Annotated in this window: 17 protein-coding genes; 12 read left to right on the top strand and 5 right to left on the bottom strand. The window is 65.0% G+C overall.

Translation table 11 applies throughout. The features are described from left to right. Nucleotides 1-9: 9 nt before the first annotated feature. Nucleotides 10-1,002 (bottom strand): uroporphyrinogen-III C-methyltransferase, encoded by a 993-nt coding sequence (locus tag EER27_RS09420; protein WP_425480831.1) that lies wholly within the window; start codon nucleotides 1,000-1,002, stop codon nucleotides 10-12. A 91-nt stretch (nucleotides 1,003-1,093) separates the two neighbouring features. Further along, on the bottom strand, nucleotides 1,094-1,879 hold the full coding sequence (locus EER27_RS09415; RefSeq protein ID WP_123088155.1) for a uroporphyrinogen-III synthase: 786 nt from the start codon (nucleotides 1,877-1,879) through the stop codon (nucleotides 1,094-1,096). A gap of 52 nt (nucleotides 1,880-1,931) precedes the next feature. Between EER27_RS09415 and EER27_RS09410 the strand changes: the two genes are divergently transcribed. The 5 genes from EER27_RS09410 (at nucleotide 1,932) to EER27_RS09390 (ending at nucleotide 5,456) form a co-directional block, all read left to right on the top strand. Further along, nucleotides 1,932-2,417, top strand: coding sequence for a YiiD C-terminal domain-containing protein (locus EER27_RS09410; protein ID WP_223807257.1), 486 nt, complete (start codon nucleotides 1,932-1,934; stop codon nucleotides 2,415-2,417). A 112-nt stretch (nucleotides 2,418-2,529) separates the two neighbouring features. Next, nucleotides 2,530-2,991: a hypothetical protein gene (locus tag EER27_RS09405; protein WP_123087860.1), complete on the top strand. Its 462-nt coding sequence runs from the start codon at nucleotides 2,530-2,532 to the stop codon at nucleotides 2,989-2,991. A gap of 127 nt (nucleotides 2,992-3,118) precedes the next feature. Beyond that, entirely contained in the window at nucleotides 3,119-3,556 is a 438-nt protein-coding gene (locus EER27_RS09400) for a rhodanese-like domain-containing protein (protein WP_123087859.1), read from the top strand. Nucleotides 3,557-3,890: 334 nt separating this feature from the next. Beyond that, nucleotides 3,891-4,403: a protein-export chaperone SecB gene (gene secB, locus EER27_RS09395; protein WP_123087858.1), complete on the top strand. Its 513-nt coding sequence runs from the start codon at nucleotides 3,891-3,893 to the stop codon at nucleotides 4,401-4,403. 9 nt (nucleotides 4,404-4,412) lie between these two features. Then, entirely contained in the window at nucleotides 4,413-5,456 is a 1,044-nt protein-coding gene (locus tag EER27_RS09390) for an NAD(P)H-dependent glycerol-3-phosphate dehydrogenase (protein WP_123087857.1), read from the top strand. Nucleotides 5,457-5,542: 86 nt separating this feature from the next. Here the strand turns inward: EER27_RS09390 and EER27_RS17095 are convergent, their stop codons facing one another. The 3 genes from EER27_RS17095 to EER27_RS09375 form a co-directional block, all read right to left on the bottom strand. Next, nucleotides 5,543-6,121 (bottom strand): outer membrane beta-barrel protein, encoded by a 579-nt coding sequence (locus EER27_RS17095; protein WP_190285730.1) that lies wholly within the window; start codon nucleotides 6,119-6,121, stop codon nucleotides 5,543-5,545. A 196-nt stretch (nucleotides 6,122-6,317) separates the two neighbouring features. Further along, nucleotides 6,318-6,914 (bottom strand): outer membrane beta-barrel protein, encoded by a 597-nt coding sequence (locus EER27_RS09380; RefSeq protein ID WP_123087855.1) that lies wholly within the window; start codon nucleotides 6,912-6,914, stop codon nucleotides 6,318-6,320. 247 nt (nucleotides 6,915-7,161) lie between these two features. Continuing rightward, a complete protein-coding gene (locus tag EER27_RS09375; RefSeq protein ID WP_123087854.1) occupies nucleotides 7,162-7,716 on the bottom strand; it encodes an OmpO family porin in 555 nt (184 codons plus the stop codon). A 400-nt stretch (nucleotides 7,717-8,116) separates the two neighbouring features. On the opposite strand from EER27_RS09375, the gene EER27_RS09370 reads away from it, so the two are divergent. The 7 genes from EER27_RS09370 to EER27_RS09335 all read left to right on the top strand — a co-directional run bounded on the left by EER27_RS09370 (nucleotide 8,117) and on the right by EER27_RS09335 (nucleotide 12,471). Continuing rightward, the gene (locus EER27_RS09370) at nucleotides 8,117-8,899 is read left to right on the top strand and encodes an NIPSNAP family protein (protein WP_123087853.1); all 783 of its coding nucleotides are present in this window, start codon (nucleotides 8,117-8,119) and stop codon (nucleotides 8,897-8,899) included. 105 nt (nucleotides 8,900-9,004) lie between these two features. Beyond that, on the top strand, nucleotides 9,005-9,556 hold the full coding sequence (locus tag EER27_RS09365) for a hypothetical protein (RefSeq protein ID WP_123087852.1): 552 nt from the start codon (nucleotides 9,005-9,007) through the stop codon (nucleotides 9,554-9,556). 165 nt (nucleotides 9,557-9,721) lie between these two features. Then, on the top strand, nucleotides 9,722-9,919 hold the full coding sequence (locus tag EER27_RS17335) for a hypothetical protein (protein WP_223807256.1): 198 nt from the start codon (nucleotides 9,722-9,724) through the stop codon (nucleotides 9,917-9,919). Nucleotides 9,920-9,972: 53 nt separating this feature from the next. Next, nucleotides 9,973-10,896, top strand: coding sequence for a hypothetical protein (locus EER27_RS09355; RefSeq protein WP_123087850.1), 924 nt, complete (start codon nucleotides 9,973-9,975; stop codon nucleotides 10,894-10,896). A gap of 409 nt (nucleotides 10,897-11,305) precedes the next feature. Next, nucleotides 11,306-11,737, top strand: coding sequence for a GNAT family N-acetyltransferase (locus EER27_RS09345; RefSeq protein ID WP_123087848.1), 432 nt, complete (start codon nucleotides 11,306-11,308; stop codon nucleotides 11,735-11,737). A 61-nt stretch (nucleotides 11,738-11,798) separates the two neighbouring features. Next, a complete protein-coding gene (locus tag EER27_RS09340) occupies nucleotides 11,799-12,152 on the top strand; it encodes a hypothetical protein (protein ID WP_148040990.1) in 354 nt (117 codons plus the stop codon). A 52-nt stretch (nucleotides 12,153-12,204) separates the two neighbouring features. Further along, nucleotides 12,205-12,471 carry a PaaI family thioesterase gene (locus EER27_RS09335; protein ID WP_123087846.1) on the top strand — a complete coding sequence of 89 codons (267 nt, stop codon included), beginning with the start codon at nucleotides 12,205-12,207 and terminating at the stop codon, nucleotides 12,469-12,471. The last annotated feature ends 50 nt before the right edge of the window (nucleotides 12,472-12,521 follow it).

The raw sequence follows: 12,521 nt of genomic DNA, 5'->3' as shown, positions 1-12,521 counted from the left end.
GATGCCTTCCTAGCGCGCGGTGCGCAGCTGCCGTAGCTGTTGCAGAGTGCTGCCCAGCGTGGCCAGGGAGAGTGAAAGCGGCATGGCGCCGATCTGCCGCAGTTCATCGCGCAGATTGCGCAGCGCCGCCGATTCCGGATGCAGCCGCGTCAGCCAGGCATCGGCGCGCGAGAGCGCGGCGCGATAGCCCGCCTGGTCGCGGCGTTCGGCCGCGGCGCGCGCGAGGCTGATCTCGAGCTGCAGGCCGGCCAGTGCGGCGCTGCGATCGGCCGGATGCACCGCGACGGCGCGATCGGTGGGCTGGACCTGGACGATGCTGCCGAACGCGCGCTTCCACCACGGGGCGCGGGTGTCGGTGGCGGCGCTGGTACGCGACGGTGGCACCGTCTGGGTGTTGGCGAACGCTTCCAGTCGCGCCATCGCCCGAACGCGCGGTTCGGCACCGACCGCGTCGAGTCCGGCGCGCTCCTGCACCAGCGTCTGGCGCAAGCTCAGGTAGGCCGGGTCGTCCACGCCGTCGAGCACGCCGGCGGCCAGTGCGTAGGCGCGACGTGCGCCGTCGAGGTCACCGGCAACCTGCAGGCGCTGCTGGCCCATCGTCAGCAGCAATTCGGCCTCGTCCAGACGCAGCGCCTGCGCGCCATGGCGGTCCGGGTCGGCGAGTTTGGCGACGGAGTCCTCGATCAGCGTCGAACGCTGGCCGATGCCGAGCAGTTCGTCGCGCAGCACGCGGTTGGTGGCGTCGGCCTGTTGCAGGCGCTGGTTCTGCGCGCGCTGATCCCGACGCAGGCCGTCGACGCGGTCGTCGAGCGCCTCAAGGCGTTGGTCGGTGCCGATCACGGCGTCGCGCTGGCGGGCGTCGTGCGCCTGCCACCAGTTCCGGCCGAACCAGCCGGCCAGGCCGAGCGCGACCAGCAGCAGGAGCCACGGCCAGGCGTGGGACTTTCGGCGAGGTGCGACAGGTGGTGCGGCGGGCGCGTTGTCGGTGCTCGAAACTGCCACGGCGGGAGGATCCGTGCGGGGGGAAGGCGTCATGCTACCGGAAGCCCCGTCGGGCAATGCGCGCAGTGCGCGCCGCAGGTACCGCACGGTGCTACGTCGGTCGGGTCGCCAGTGCACGCGCCGCCGCGGAAACCAACATCGCCGGTCGCGGGCCGGTGGCCAGCTGGACGTGCGCGCAACCCAATCCGTGGGCGAGCGATGCCAGGCGCGCACTGGCTGCCACCACGGTCGCCCGGCGCAGGATCGCCGCGACGTCGTCGGGGACCGTGGCCATCAATCGTTGCAAGGCCTCGCCGCTGCTGAGCGCCAGCGCGAGGCGCGCCCGTGGTGCCAGCGCGCCCAGCGCGCGCAGGCTTGCCAACGCCTTGGGCGAGGGCGCGACCGGCACGCGTGCATAGACATCGGCGCGCAGCACGAGCGCGCCGCGTGCCTGCAACGCTGGCGCCAGTTCGCCGCGACCGCCCGGTGCGGTGACCAGCCCGACGCTGTCGCCCGTGCCCACCTGCAGTCCCGGCAATCCCAGCAGGCCTTCGGTGTCCATGCGCGCCGGTGCGACCACGCCGGCGACACCGGCACGACGCAGCGCACTCGCACTGCCGGCGCCGACCGCGAACCACTGCTGCCGCGCGCCCGCTCGCAGCGGCAGCAACGATGCGGCGGCGCGCACTGCACCGGGACTGGTGAACACGACGTGGCTTGCCGCCAGTGCCGCCGCCAGCGCATCGCGCGTGGCGTCGTCGTCGAGCTGTTCCAGGCGCCACGGCGACAGCGCGACCAGGCCCGCCCCGCGACGCGCCGCCGCGCGACGCAGGGCCGCATGCTCCCCGCTCGGGCGCAGCGAGATCACGTACCATTCCGGCGGCGTTCGTATGGACATGCCGTCAGCTTGGCACAGCCTCCGTTCGCGCCACACCCCGCACACCGCTTCCATGGCCGCGATGATCGACACCCGAGACGAGCTCCACGCCGACGCGCTGCAGCGTCTGGACCACCACTACCAGTCGATGCCGCCGGTGGCGGCGATGCAGGTCGGCATCGCCGGATACGACGGTCGCGCGCTGCGCCTGCACGCACCGCTGGCAGCGCACGTCAACGACAAGGGCTGCGCGTTTGGCGGAAGCCTGGCGTCGATGATGACGTTGGCCTCGTGGGGGCTGGTGTCGTTGCAGCTCGAGGCCGCCGGCCTGCAGGCCGACGTCTACGTCGCCGACAGCCAGGTGCGGTACCTCGCACCGCTGTTCACCGACCTGGACGTCGAGGCCCGCTTCGGCGAGGACGCCGATCCGGCATCGTTCGTCGCCACGTTGCGTGAGCGCGGCCGGGCCCGCATCCAGCTCGCCGCCAGTGCACGCCTGCCCGACGGCGGCCTGGCCACGACGTTCAACGGCCGCTACGTCGCGATCGCGCGGACCTGAGACCGACCACCGCGTCGGCCGTGCCGGGCACGTCGCGCGGTGAAGTGCCTGCCACGCGGGCTGCCAGCCGTTAGCATGGTGCCCCTGAGCCCCCAGTCGCCGGAGTTGCCCGATGTCCCTGTCACCGCCGCTCGCCGTATCGACCCGCCGGGCGCCGCTGGCGTTCGCGTGGATGCTGTTGCTGGCCTGCGTGCTGGCGCTGACCGGCTGCCCCAGCAATACCAAGCAGAACGACGGGCTGGACCGTAACCAGTACGCCTGGTCCGGAGCGATCCGCTGGGGCGACTTCGAGGGCGCGATGAACCTCATCGACCCGCGCGTGCGCGACGCGAATCCCGTTGGCGCGATCGAACTGGAGCGCTACAAGCAGGTGCAGATTTCCGCGTACCGCGATGTCGGCGCCACCCGCGACAATGAAGCGGGCACCGCGATGCGCGACATCGAGATCGGCGTCATCAACCGGCACACGATGGCCGAACGCACCGTCCGCTACCGCGAAACCTGGAAATGGGATCCCACGGCCCAGGTGTGGTGGTTGACCAGCTCGCTGCCCGATCTCTGGGCCGGGCAGTAACTGCGGCCGAGGCGCGGGCGTCGCGCGCGGGCTGACCGCGCGACGGCGGCTGGCCGATCGACGATGCCAACCCTTCCGGCGCCGGTTTTTGCGACAATCCCGGCCCCGTGCCACCCGTCGTGACCCCGTGACCCTTCCCGAACTGCTGGCTTTCGCCGAGCGCCATCCCTACCTGTCGCTGGCTTTGGCCGGCCTGACGATCGCGATCATCTACACCGAGCTGGCGCGATTGATGCGCGGCTACAAGGCCCTGCGCCCGGCCGAACTGACCACTTTGATCAACCGCGACAACGCGCTGGTGGTCGATCTCTCGGCAACCAACGACTACCTCGGCGGCCACATCGCCGGCAGCCGTTCGGTGCAGATCGCCCAGTTCGATCCCGAGAGCAAGCTGCTCGCCAGCGCCAAGGCGCTGCCGGTGGTGGTGGTCTGCCGCAATGGCCAGGCCTCGGCCGATGCCGCCAAGCGCCTCAAGAAGGCCGGCTTCACCCAGGTCCACTGGCTCGATGGCGGCGTCCAGGCCTGGCAGCAGGCCGATCTGCCGCTGGTCAAGGGCCGCGCCTGAGTCTTCCCGTGCGCGCGTGCCGCGACAGCGGTGCCCGCGCTCCGGCGCCGTGTATCGAATCTCGATCGCGACCACGCGTGTCGGTGACGGCATAGCGGTCCAGAAGCGCGGCGCGACGTGGAAATGCCGCCGTGTCGCGCAATGGTGAGTCCATTCGGACGCCCTCGACGCCAGGCGCGAGAGCAGGAGATCGGTGACGCCGGTCGCGAAGCCTGCCGGCTTTCGTTTGCGCCGTCCCTTGTGCCGTCATCGACAGCCCCCAGACTGGATGGCAGGCGCCGCAAATGCGCGTGCCATAATCGACCCCTTTCCGCCTTCTGCTGGAGTTAACGAGATGTCCGAAGAAAACGTGAACGGCGCCGCCGCCCCCGCTGAAGCAGCCGGTCCGGCGTTCACCGTCGAGAAGCTGTACGTCAAGGACGTCTCGTTCGAGGTTCCCGGTGCGCCGGCCGTGTTCAACGAGCAGGCCCAGCCGCAGCTGCAGATGAACCTCAACCAGAGCGTGACCCGTCTCAACGACAACGCCTACGAAGTCGTGCTCGGCATCACGCTGACCTGCAATGCCGAAGACAAGCCGATGTACCTGGTCGAGGTGAAGCAGGCGGGCGTGTTCGGTCTGGCCGGCTTCGACGCCGCCACGCTCGATGGCATGCTCGGCACGCATTGCCCGAACGTGCTGTACCCGTACGCGCGCCAGCTGATCAGCGATCTCATCCAGGCCGGTGGCTTCCCGCCGTTCTTCCTGCAGCCGATCAACTTCGACGCGCTGTACGCCGAAGGTCTGCGCCAGCGCGCGTCGCAGCAGGCCGGTGGCCTTGCCGACGCCGAGACCGCCGGCAACGCCTGAGTCGGCCGCATGACGGATCCCGCCGTTGCGGAAGCTGGCAAGCCGTCCGTCGCCGTGCTCGGTGCCGGTTCCTGGGGCACCGCGCTTGCCGCGTTGATCGCCCGGCACGGTCATCCGACCGTGCTGTGGGGCCGTGATGCCGATGGCATCGCGGCGATCGACCAGCGCCACGAGAACCCGCGCTACCTGCCCGGCATCGCGTTGCCGCCATCGCTGCGTGCGACCACCGACCTGGCCGCGGCACTGGCCGAGGTCGACCTGGTCCTGGTGGTGGTGCCGTCGCATGCGTTCGCGGAAACCCTGCGCGCGTTGGCCCCGTACCGTCCGGGCCACGCCGGCGTGGCATGGGCGACCAAGGGCTTCGAGCCCGGCAGCGGCCGCTTCCTGCACGAGGTTGCCGAGGAAGTGCTCGGCGTCGACGTGCCGTTGGCGGTGGTCACCGGACCCTCGTTCGCCAAGGAAGTCGCAATAGGTTTGCCGACCGCACTGACCGTGCACTCGGACTGGCCCGATTTCGCCCAACTGGTGGCCGATGTCCACCACGGTCCCAGTTTCCGCGCCTACACCGGCGACGACATGCTGGGCGCCGAGCTCGGTGGCGCGATGAAGAACGTGCTCGCAGTGGCCACCGGCGTTGCCGACGGCATGCAGCTGGGTCTCAACGCGCGTGCCGGCATGATCACCCGCGGTCTCAACGAGATGCTGCGCCTCAACCAGGCCATCGGCGGCAAGGCCGAGACCCTCATGGGCCTTGCCGGCCTGGGCGACCTGGTGCTGACCTGCACCGGCGATCTCTCGCGCAACCGTCGACTCGGCCTCGCGCTGGGCCAAGGCCAATCGATCGAGGACGCGGTGCGTGCGATCGGCCAGGTGGTCGAGTCGGTGCAGACCGCCGACGAGGTCATGCGCCAGGCCGACAGGCATGGCATCGAGCTGCCGATCTCCAGCGCCGTGCAGGCGGTGTTGCACGGTGAGATCACGCCGGCCGAAGGCCTGCGTCTGCTGCTGTCGCGCGAGCAGAAGCCCGAGTACCCCAGTGGCCTGTTCGACTGACGTGTTCGTTACGACACGGACCAACAAAAAACCCGGCCTAGGCCGGGTTTCTTGTTGCTGGTCCTGTACCGCTGTGCTTCGTTGGATCAGAAGCTGGCGCGGATACCGACGTTCCAGGTGTCGACGTCGGTGCCCAGGAAGTTGTACTCGTTGAAGTGGTACTCGGCGACCACGCCCCAGGTCTTGTTGATCTTGACCTGGCCGTTGAGGTTCACGCCAACCAGCGAGTCCATGTTCTCGATCTCGGTGTAGGTCACCTTGGCGCCCAGCTCGACGTGCTTGCCAGCCGCGGCGCGAATGCCGGTGCCGACGCGGAAGCCGTCGTTGTGGAAATCTTCGCCGCCCAGCTCGGAGTTGAAGCCGAGGTAGCCGACTTCGGCAACGAAATCGACCTTGCTGGCGCCGATGGTCTTGTTGTAACCGAGCGCGAGCTCGATCGGCTCGACACGGTTGTCGCCGTTGTACTTGTTCTGGTGCGCGTTGACGGCGCCGTAGAAGTTGTCGGCGAACGCCAGCGAACCCTTCACCGAGAAACCGTCCAGGGTCAGGTCTTCGGCCTTGGACTCGCTGTAGCCGGCTTCGATGTAGGTGTAGCTGAGCTCGCCAGCGGAGGCGGCGAACGGTGCGGCAGCCAGCGACAGCGCCAGCACGAGAAGCTTCTTCATGGGATCCCCTGAGGTGAAATTTTCGTTACCCGCTCTTCGGCGGCCGCGCAAGATAACGAAAGTTTCACGGATCCGCAAAGCCCTGCGGTCATGCCTGTTGGGGGCGAATCGCCCGGGTCCCAGCCGCGTCGCCAGGGAGCCAGTGCAAGCAAAAAAAAGCCCGGCCGAAGCCGGGCTCCTGCATCGCTTCGGTGGATCAGAAGCTGGCGCGCACGCCGATGCCGTAGTTGGTGACGTCATCACCGGCTTCGATCTCGCCAACCAGACCCCAGGTCTTGTTGAACTTGACCAGCAGGCCGGCGGTGGCGCTGAACTCGCTGTCGTACACGTCGCCATCGGTGTAGTTGGCCTTGACCCAGGCGTCGACCTTCTCGCCCAGGGCCGACTGCACGCCGACCGACACGCGGCCGTCGTCGCCGTCGATGACCTCGAAGCCTTCGATGTCGGCCTGCGACTTGATGTAGCTGACCTCGACCAGCAGGTCGGTGCTGTCCGACACGCCGTGGTGGTAGCCCAGGCCGATGTGGGCCTGCTCGCCAGTGAAGTCGACGGACGGGCCGAAGTTGGAGCGCAGGGACTCTTCACCGCGCTGGTAGCCGCCGAACACGCTGAAGCTTTCGGCGAACTCGAACGAACCCTTCACGGCGAAGCCGTCGAGGTCGAGATCGCTGCCGGTGGATTCGATGACCTGGCGGTTCGCGTCGAGTTCGACGTAGGTGTAGCTGTGCTCGCCAGCGGTGGCGGCGAAAGGCGCGGCAGCCAGCGTCAGCGCCAGCACGAGAAGCTTCTTCATGGGGGAATTCCTGCTTTCTTGGGAGAGGCCGCTCTGTGGCGGTTGCGGCGCAGGATAACGAGAAATTTACATTTGAGAAGTGACCATCGACCGCATCGGTATGCGCCTGTTCATGTTGCAGATGGCGGCACGTTGACCGCACGTTGACGGAATGTCTGCCCGGGCTGGCAAAAAAAAGCCCGGCCGGAGCCGGGCTTCAACATCGCGATTTTCGGGGGAGAGAGAGATTCGCGATGGTTGTCGGTACTTAGAACGTAATTCGCGGGCCGACGAACCACTGGGTGTCGCCGTCGGCGAACTTCACGTCGCCGTTGATGCCCCAGGTCTTGTTGAACTTCACGGTGGCGCCCAGGCGGCCGTAGAAGTCGCCGTCGTAGTCGCTGCCATCCTCGTAGCCGGCCAGCGCATAGCCTTCGAAGCTCGGGGCCATCGCGCCACGCACGCCCGCCTCGACGCTGTAGCCGTCGAAGTCAGCGCCAGCGCCGGCGTCGAACTTCTCGTAGGCAACGCGGGTCAGCAGATCGACCTTCGAATTCAGCTCGTGGTTGTAGCCAATGCCGACGCGGTACTGGTCGAAATCGATGTTGGTGTCGTCGATCTCCTGCTTGCTGAAGTTGCCGAAGATGTGGAAGTTCGGCGCGATCGCGCCCGAGCCCGCCAGCGCCCAGCCGTCAGCGTCGCCGCCGTCGGTGTTGGTCGCGGCGTAACCGCCTTCGATGTAGTTGTAGGAAATGCCTTCGGCCGCGGAGGCCGTGAAGGGCAGGGCAGCCATCAGGGTAAGGGCGAGCAGGGAGCGCTTCATAAGGTCTAGGCCTCTCGTTATTTTTCGGTATCGGGCCGGTGCCTGGCACGGAGTGCCGGTGCCCCGGTGCGTCGCAGTATCCGCGGCGACTCCCAATCCGGCCTGAATTGTGAACTGCAAAGTTCAGGAACTAAGTCGCGACGGCGCGGTCGCCACGGCGCGTGGGTTTGGGACAACTCGCGAGACGCGGGTTTTGAAACCCGCCCTGCATATCCACGTAGTGGCTTCCATCCGCAGAGCCCGCGCCGATACAGGGCGGATCTTGTCCTGGATGGAAATTAGCCTGCCGGCGGGCCACTCAGGCCCTTGAATGACTCCCTCCGCCTGTTGGCCTGCCTGACGTTGGTGATGGCAGCCCATGGCCTCAGCCGCCCAATCCACTTCCATTGCAGGATCCAACATGAACAACACCTCCATCCCCGACGCCCTGCCCGTCGGCCCCGATTCCTGCGGAAGCGATGCCGCGAATGAATGCAGCGTCGTCGAACTTCGGCAATACACCCTCCATCCGGGAATGCGCGACGTCTTGATCGAGTTGTTCGATCGAGCGTTCGTGGAGTCCCAGGAAGCGCTGGGCATGGCCCTGTTTGGGCAATTCCGCATTCCCGACAATCCGGACATGTTCGTCTGGCTGCGAGGATTCGCGGACATGTCGGCGCGCCCGGCGGCGCTAGCGGGCTTCTACACCGGCCCGATATGGCAGACGCACCGGAACGAGGCCAATGCCACCATGGTCGACTCCGATAACGTGCTGCTGTTGCGCCCGGCCTGGGCCGGATCCGGCCTCCGCTTAGCAAAAGATCGTCGCGCCGGGCACGGAGCCTCGGCGATTCCGCCGGGTCTCGTCGACATCACGGTTTTCCCCTTGGCCGGCCCTGCCGACGAAAAGCTGCTCGCCTTTTGCAGGGATTCCATGACGGCAGCGCTCGCCCGTGGCGGTGCGCACGATATCGCCTGGTACATCACCGAGGAAACTGCGAACAACTTCCCCAAATTGCCCGTCCGCACTGGGGAGTACGTGCTCGTAGGCATCGCCGTATTCCGCGATGCCGTGCATTACGAAACCTTCGTCAACGGCGGCTCGTGGGATCAGGAAGTCTCCCCTACACTTGAGCCTCGTCTTGCCGGCGCCACGCAATCGATGCAGCTGCAGCCGACGGCACGCTCGGCTCTTCATCTGTGATGCGGATGCTGCGCTGCGATACCGGTGGCGCGTACTGCGCGTCTTGAGCCGCCGGCGTGGCCAAACGGCGACCGCTCGCGGCGCCCCCAAGTTCAGGTTGGTGGCATGTACAGACTCGGGCACTTCATTGACGCGCAGGAGGCGGAATACTCACACCCGCGCGTCTTTCTTATGCCAGCGCCGGAAGCGCCATATCAACGAATTCTCGCCGGCATTCCAGGCTCCGATCCAGACGTTCTGCTGCGCCTGACGCGCTGTCTGGAGGGGCCGCTGGTCCTGCTTTATGTCCTTCATACCAGCGGAGGTGAAGCCGAGCTCGGGCGCTACCAGAGCCCGGAGCTTTCTCTGCAAGAAGTCGAAGGCTTCTTCGCGGAGTTCAGCTCATTCCTGTCGGCCGACGCCCGGTTTGACTTGTGGGTCTACTCTCCCAAACAACGAGCCACCCTCGTTTGGGATCGCCACAACCTTCTGCACGCGTACGGCCACCTTGAATGTTTCGCCGCTGGGCTCAGGTCACTTGGATTCGGGCCCGGTGAGCCCGTGGTGCCTGCGCCTCACACCCACCACTATCATGCGGCGCTCGATCCCCTGGCCCGGCAACTCATCGACCGGTTCGACTGGCGGTATTCTCCGCTGCGTCCGGAGGATGAGCAGTGAGAGTGAAGACAAGCCATCCCACTCTGGTACGCCAACGTGGCCTGGGCCAAGCAACTTCTTGTTCGCTCATTCGGACTGGCGGAGCCTCAGGACATTCTTAGCGGGGAGCGCCACTTCCAGGCCATTCCAAACACATGCTGGTTTGTTCGGCCACACGGCATTGGCGTGGACATTTTCAAGTCACCGGATGTCGGAGGTATTGATTTAGACTTTGATAAGCCGGACCCGGATGAGCGGCGCCTGGCACTGTTCATTGAGCGGCAAGTCAACGACGGCCAGCTATCGCACGCCGGCTATCGTCAGCTTGTGGACGATGAGAAACTCCTAAGGCAGGCGATTTCGGTGGCGCTCAATGGGCCCTGACAATTCCTTCCGGCTAGCGCTCAGAGGCTCGCCTCAAATCGGACCAAGACCTCATGTACGTACTCTCTGAGCAGCTCGACACCGACACCGAAGGCGACCCAAGCATCCCGTTTCAGCGGTACACGGAGTACTTGAGGCGGAACCGCCCAAGATTTCCAACTGCTGCGTACAGACTGGCGTCATCCGGTCTGTTGCTCAACGCAAACGATCCTCGATGCCCTCACGACGGCTGGCTCGAGTGGGCAAAATTCGAGGAGGCCGCGGAGGGCGAGCGTGATGAGATCAGGTCATTGAGCCTTCGGGTTCGCCTGCTGGGCGCCTACCACGATCGATTCATAGAGTTGTTCTACCCGCAGGTCTTCTCCTACGCCATGACCAACCCCTGCTCGGTGGCGGGTCATTTTGACTGGCGGTACAGCGAGATCCGACTCAGCGACAAGGGCAACGTGATCCACGAGATCGAATGGGCAGGCTCGCTCGACAAGGAGGCGCGCTGGGTGATTGAAGCATCTGACGTACAATTGGAGACGTTTCCGCTGGACCCTCAAACATTTCAACGCATAGATGCTGGCCGGGCCGCGAAAGACGGCTGTCAGCAAACACTCGAGCAGGTTTGCGGCCTGCTGGGAGAACTTCCCGAGGTTGAGGTTCTAGGCAGCGAGCTGGGCGACGGCTACGCGTGCATCGAGATCATGGTCGGCAGTGTCGCGACAACGGAGGCGCTGCAGCGCATGGCCCTCGGCGCAAACGTGGGGCTTGAACCCTGGATTCGCACATCCGACGCGGGCAATCTCGATTATCCACCCGTCAGGCACACGTTGGACGCATTTACCTCGCAAAGAGACCTCTTCGCGTTTGGTGAAATGCAACTGCTTGGGATCCACCTGGTCTGGCATCTGCACAAGACTGGGTTGCTGGCTACGCCGCGCGCGAATGCCTTGCTGTACAAATGGCATGGCGCTGCAGTTGGCGACTGACAGTTCTTCCAGCCCGAACCGCTTCGGGGGATCGGTTCAAATTCAGGTGGTAGCCTGCAAATGACACGACATAGATTTTTCCCCGTAGCGGTAGCCGTCCTTTCCGCTGGATGGCTTGTGCCGCTTTGGATGGGAGTGGATATCTACCTGACGTTCTGGCAGATCGAGGGGTGGCCACTTTTGCGGGGCGAGCACCCTGGAAACTCATTCAGCTTCATCCAATTTGCCGCCAGCTGCTTCAAAGTCAGCTTCGTATGGTTGGGCATGGTCATTTGTTTCTGGTCGTATGTCGGCTACGCAGCTTTCACTCGCTCGCGTGTGGTTTAGCAGTTTGTCCAAGCCGAAGCCTGCAGGCCGAAATCGCTTCGCGACTCGGTTTTATTCGGCGTTTGGCGGCATAGGAGCCATCATGCGACTTGATAGACGCCCTGCCAGCGAAGGTGACATTCCTTTTCTGCTTTCGCTGCGGCGGGAGACGATGGATGGCCATCTGATGGCGAGCGGTGGCAGCACCACCGAGGAGGCCCATCTCGCTCGGCTCATGTACCACTTCGATTGCGCTGAGGTTTTGACCCGCAATGGACACCCAGTGGGGCTGCTCAAATTGCAGCGATTCCCCGATGAGTGGCAGATCATACAAATCCAACTGAGCCGGGACTTTCAGGGTCAGGGTATTGGCCGCGCGTTGCTTGAAGAATTGCTCGCCGACGCGGCCGCTGCCGGCGCGGACGTCTCGCTTGGCGTACTCAAAGCCAATCCGGCCAGGAGGCTGTATGAGAGGCTGGGATTCGAGGTTGTCGGAGAAGATGCCCTTGAGTACCGTATGCGGCATTTCACGTAGCCAGTCATAATTTTTGAAGCTGCTTCACGGCTTAGCGTCATCCGGGAGTTAGACCTAAGAAATGTCCATTCGCCTTGCTGCATTAATTGCTCTCGTTCTCATGGTGGGTATGGATGGCTGGCTTTTGTCACTTCGATGCGAAAGCAGCCCTCCGATCGACTGGCCCCGTCTTGGTTTCGCGATGGCACTGCAGGTGGCTGTAGTCTGCACGGCCCTGATCATCGATCACGTTTACTCGGGCGAGAATGCATTTTTCAAACGCAAAGTATCGCTATGCATTCTGATAGCCGCCGCGCTGAGCTTTATTTTGGTTCGCCAGCCTCTGCTCTTGAGTGACACAACGATCAAGAAGTTCTATCCATCCGGAAGCTACCGCTGCCCCGGGGTTCCGCAGTTTTGGCGCGGCGGCGTCTAATCCTCCATTCAAGCCCGAGGCCGCTTCGTGGCTTGGCTGGATTCGGCGATGAGTGCTACGCGGAGAAGCCAGGTGCCTGATATGCAACAGCGCATCTCCGCAAGCTTCGCCGCCCAGGGGCGCGGACGTCCTTACCGTCGAGTTCAAGATCAATTTCGTCCGGCCCGCGGTTGCCGATCGATCTGTGGCGATCGGCAAGGTGACGAAGGCGGGCAAGACCTTGACGGTGTGTCAGGGCGAGGTGATCGGCGAGCAAGGCACGCGGCGCGAGACCATTGCGGTCATGCAGGCCACCATCAATGTGCCCGGCAACACCTGACAATTCGTCCGAACGCCGGCCCAATTTCGGGCGACTCCGGACAGAAGCTG

Origin of the sequence: Montanilutibacter psychrotolerans, assembly GCF_003719825.1 — a bacterium.
Classification (GTDB): domain Bacteria; phylum Pseudomonadota; class Gammaproteobacteria; order Xanthomonadales; family Xanthomonadaceae; genus Montanilutibacter; species Montanilutibacter psychrotolerans.
Note: the sequence above shows the minus strand (reverse complement) of the source record. Positions and strands in the feature narration are given on the sequence as shown.

Coding starts and splice junctions, on each gene's coding strand:
- EER27_RS09415 (WP_123088155.1), bottom strand. CDS start 1,879: ATGTCCATACGAACGCCGCCGGAATGGTACGTGATCTCGCTGCGCCCG.
- EER27_RS09410 (WP_223807257.1), top strand. CDS start 1,932: ATGGCCGCGATGATCGACACCCGAGACGAGCTCCACGCCGACGCGCTG.
- EER27_RS09405 (WP_123087860.1), top strand. CDS start 2,530: ATGTCCCTGTCACCGCCGCTCGCCGTATCGACCCGCCGGGCGCCGCTG.
- secB (WP_123087858.1), top strand. CDS start 3,891: ATGTCCGAAGAAAACGTGAACGGCGCCGCCGCCCCCGCTGAAGCAGCC.
- EER27_RS09390 (WP_123087857.1), top strand. CDS start 4,413: ATGACGGATCCCGCCGTTGCGGAAGCTGGCAAGCCGTCCGTCGCCGTG.
- EER27_RS17095 (WP_190285730.1), bottom strand. CDS start 6,121: ATGAAGAAGCTTCTCGTGCTGGCGCTGTCGCTGGCTGCCGCACCGTTC.
- EER27_RS09380 (WP_123087855.1), bottom strand. CDS start 6,914: ATGAAGAAGCTTCTCGTGCTGGCGCTGACGCTGGCTGCCGCGCCTTTC.
- EER27_RS09375 (WP_123087854.1), bottom strand. CDS start 7,716: ATGAAGCGCTCCCTGCTCGCCCTTACCCTGATGGCTGCCCTGCCCTTC.
- EER27_RS09370 (WP_123087853.1), top strand. CDS start 8,117: ATGAACAACACCTCCATCCCCGACGCCCTGCCCGTCGGCCCCGATTCC.
- EER27_RS09365 (WP_123087852.1), top strand. CDS start 9,005: ATGTACAGACTCGGGCACTTCATTGACGCGCAGGAGGCGGAATACTCA.
- EER27_RS09355 (WP_123087850.1), top strand. CDS start 9,973: ATGTACGTACTCTCTGAGCAGCTCGACACCGACACCGAAGGCGACCCA.
- EER27_RS09345 (WP_123087848.1), top strand. CDS start 11,306: ATGCGACTTGATAGACGCCCTGCCAGCGAAGGTGACATTCCTTTTCTG.
- EER27_RS09340 (WP_148040990.1), top strand. CDS start 11,799: ATGTCCATTCGCCTTGCTGCATTAATTGCTCTCGTTCTCATGGTGGGT.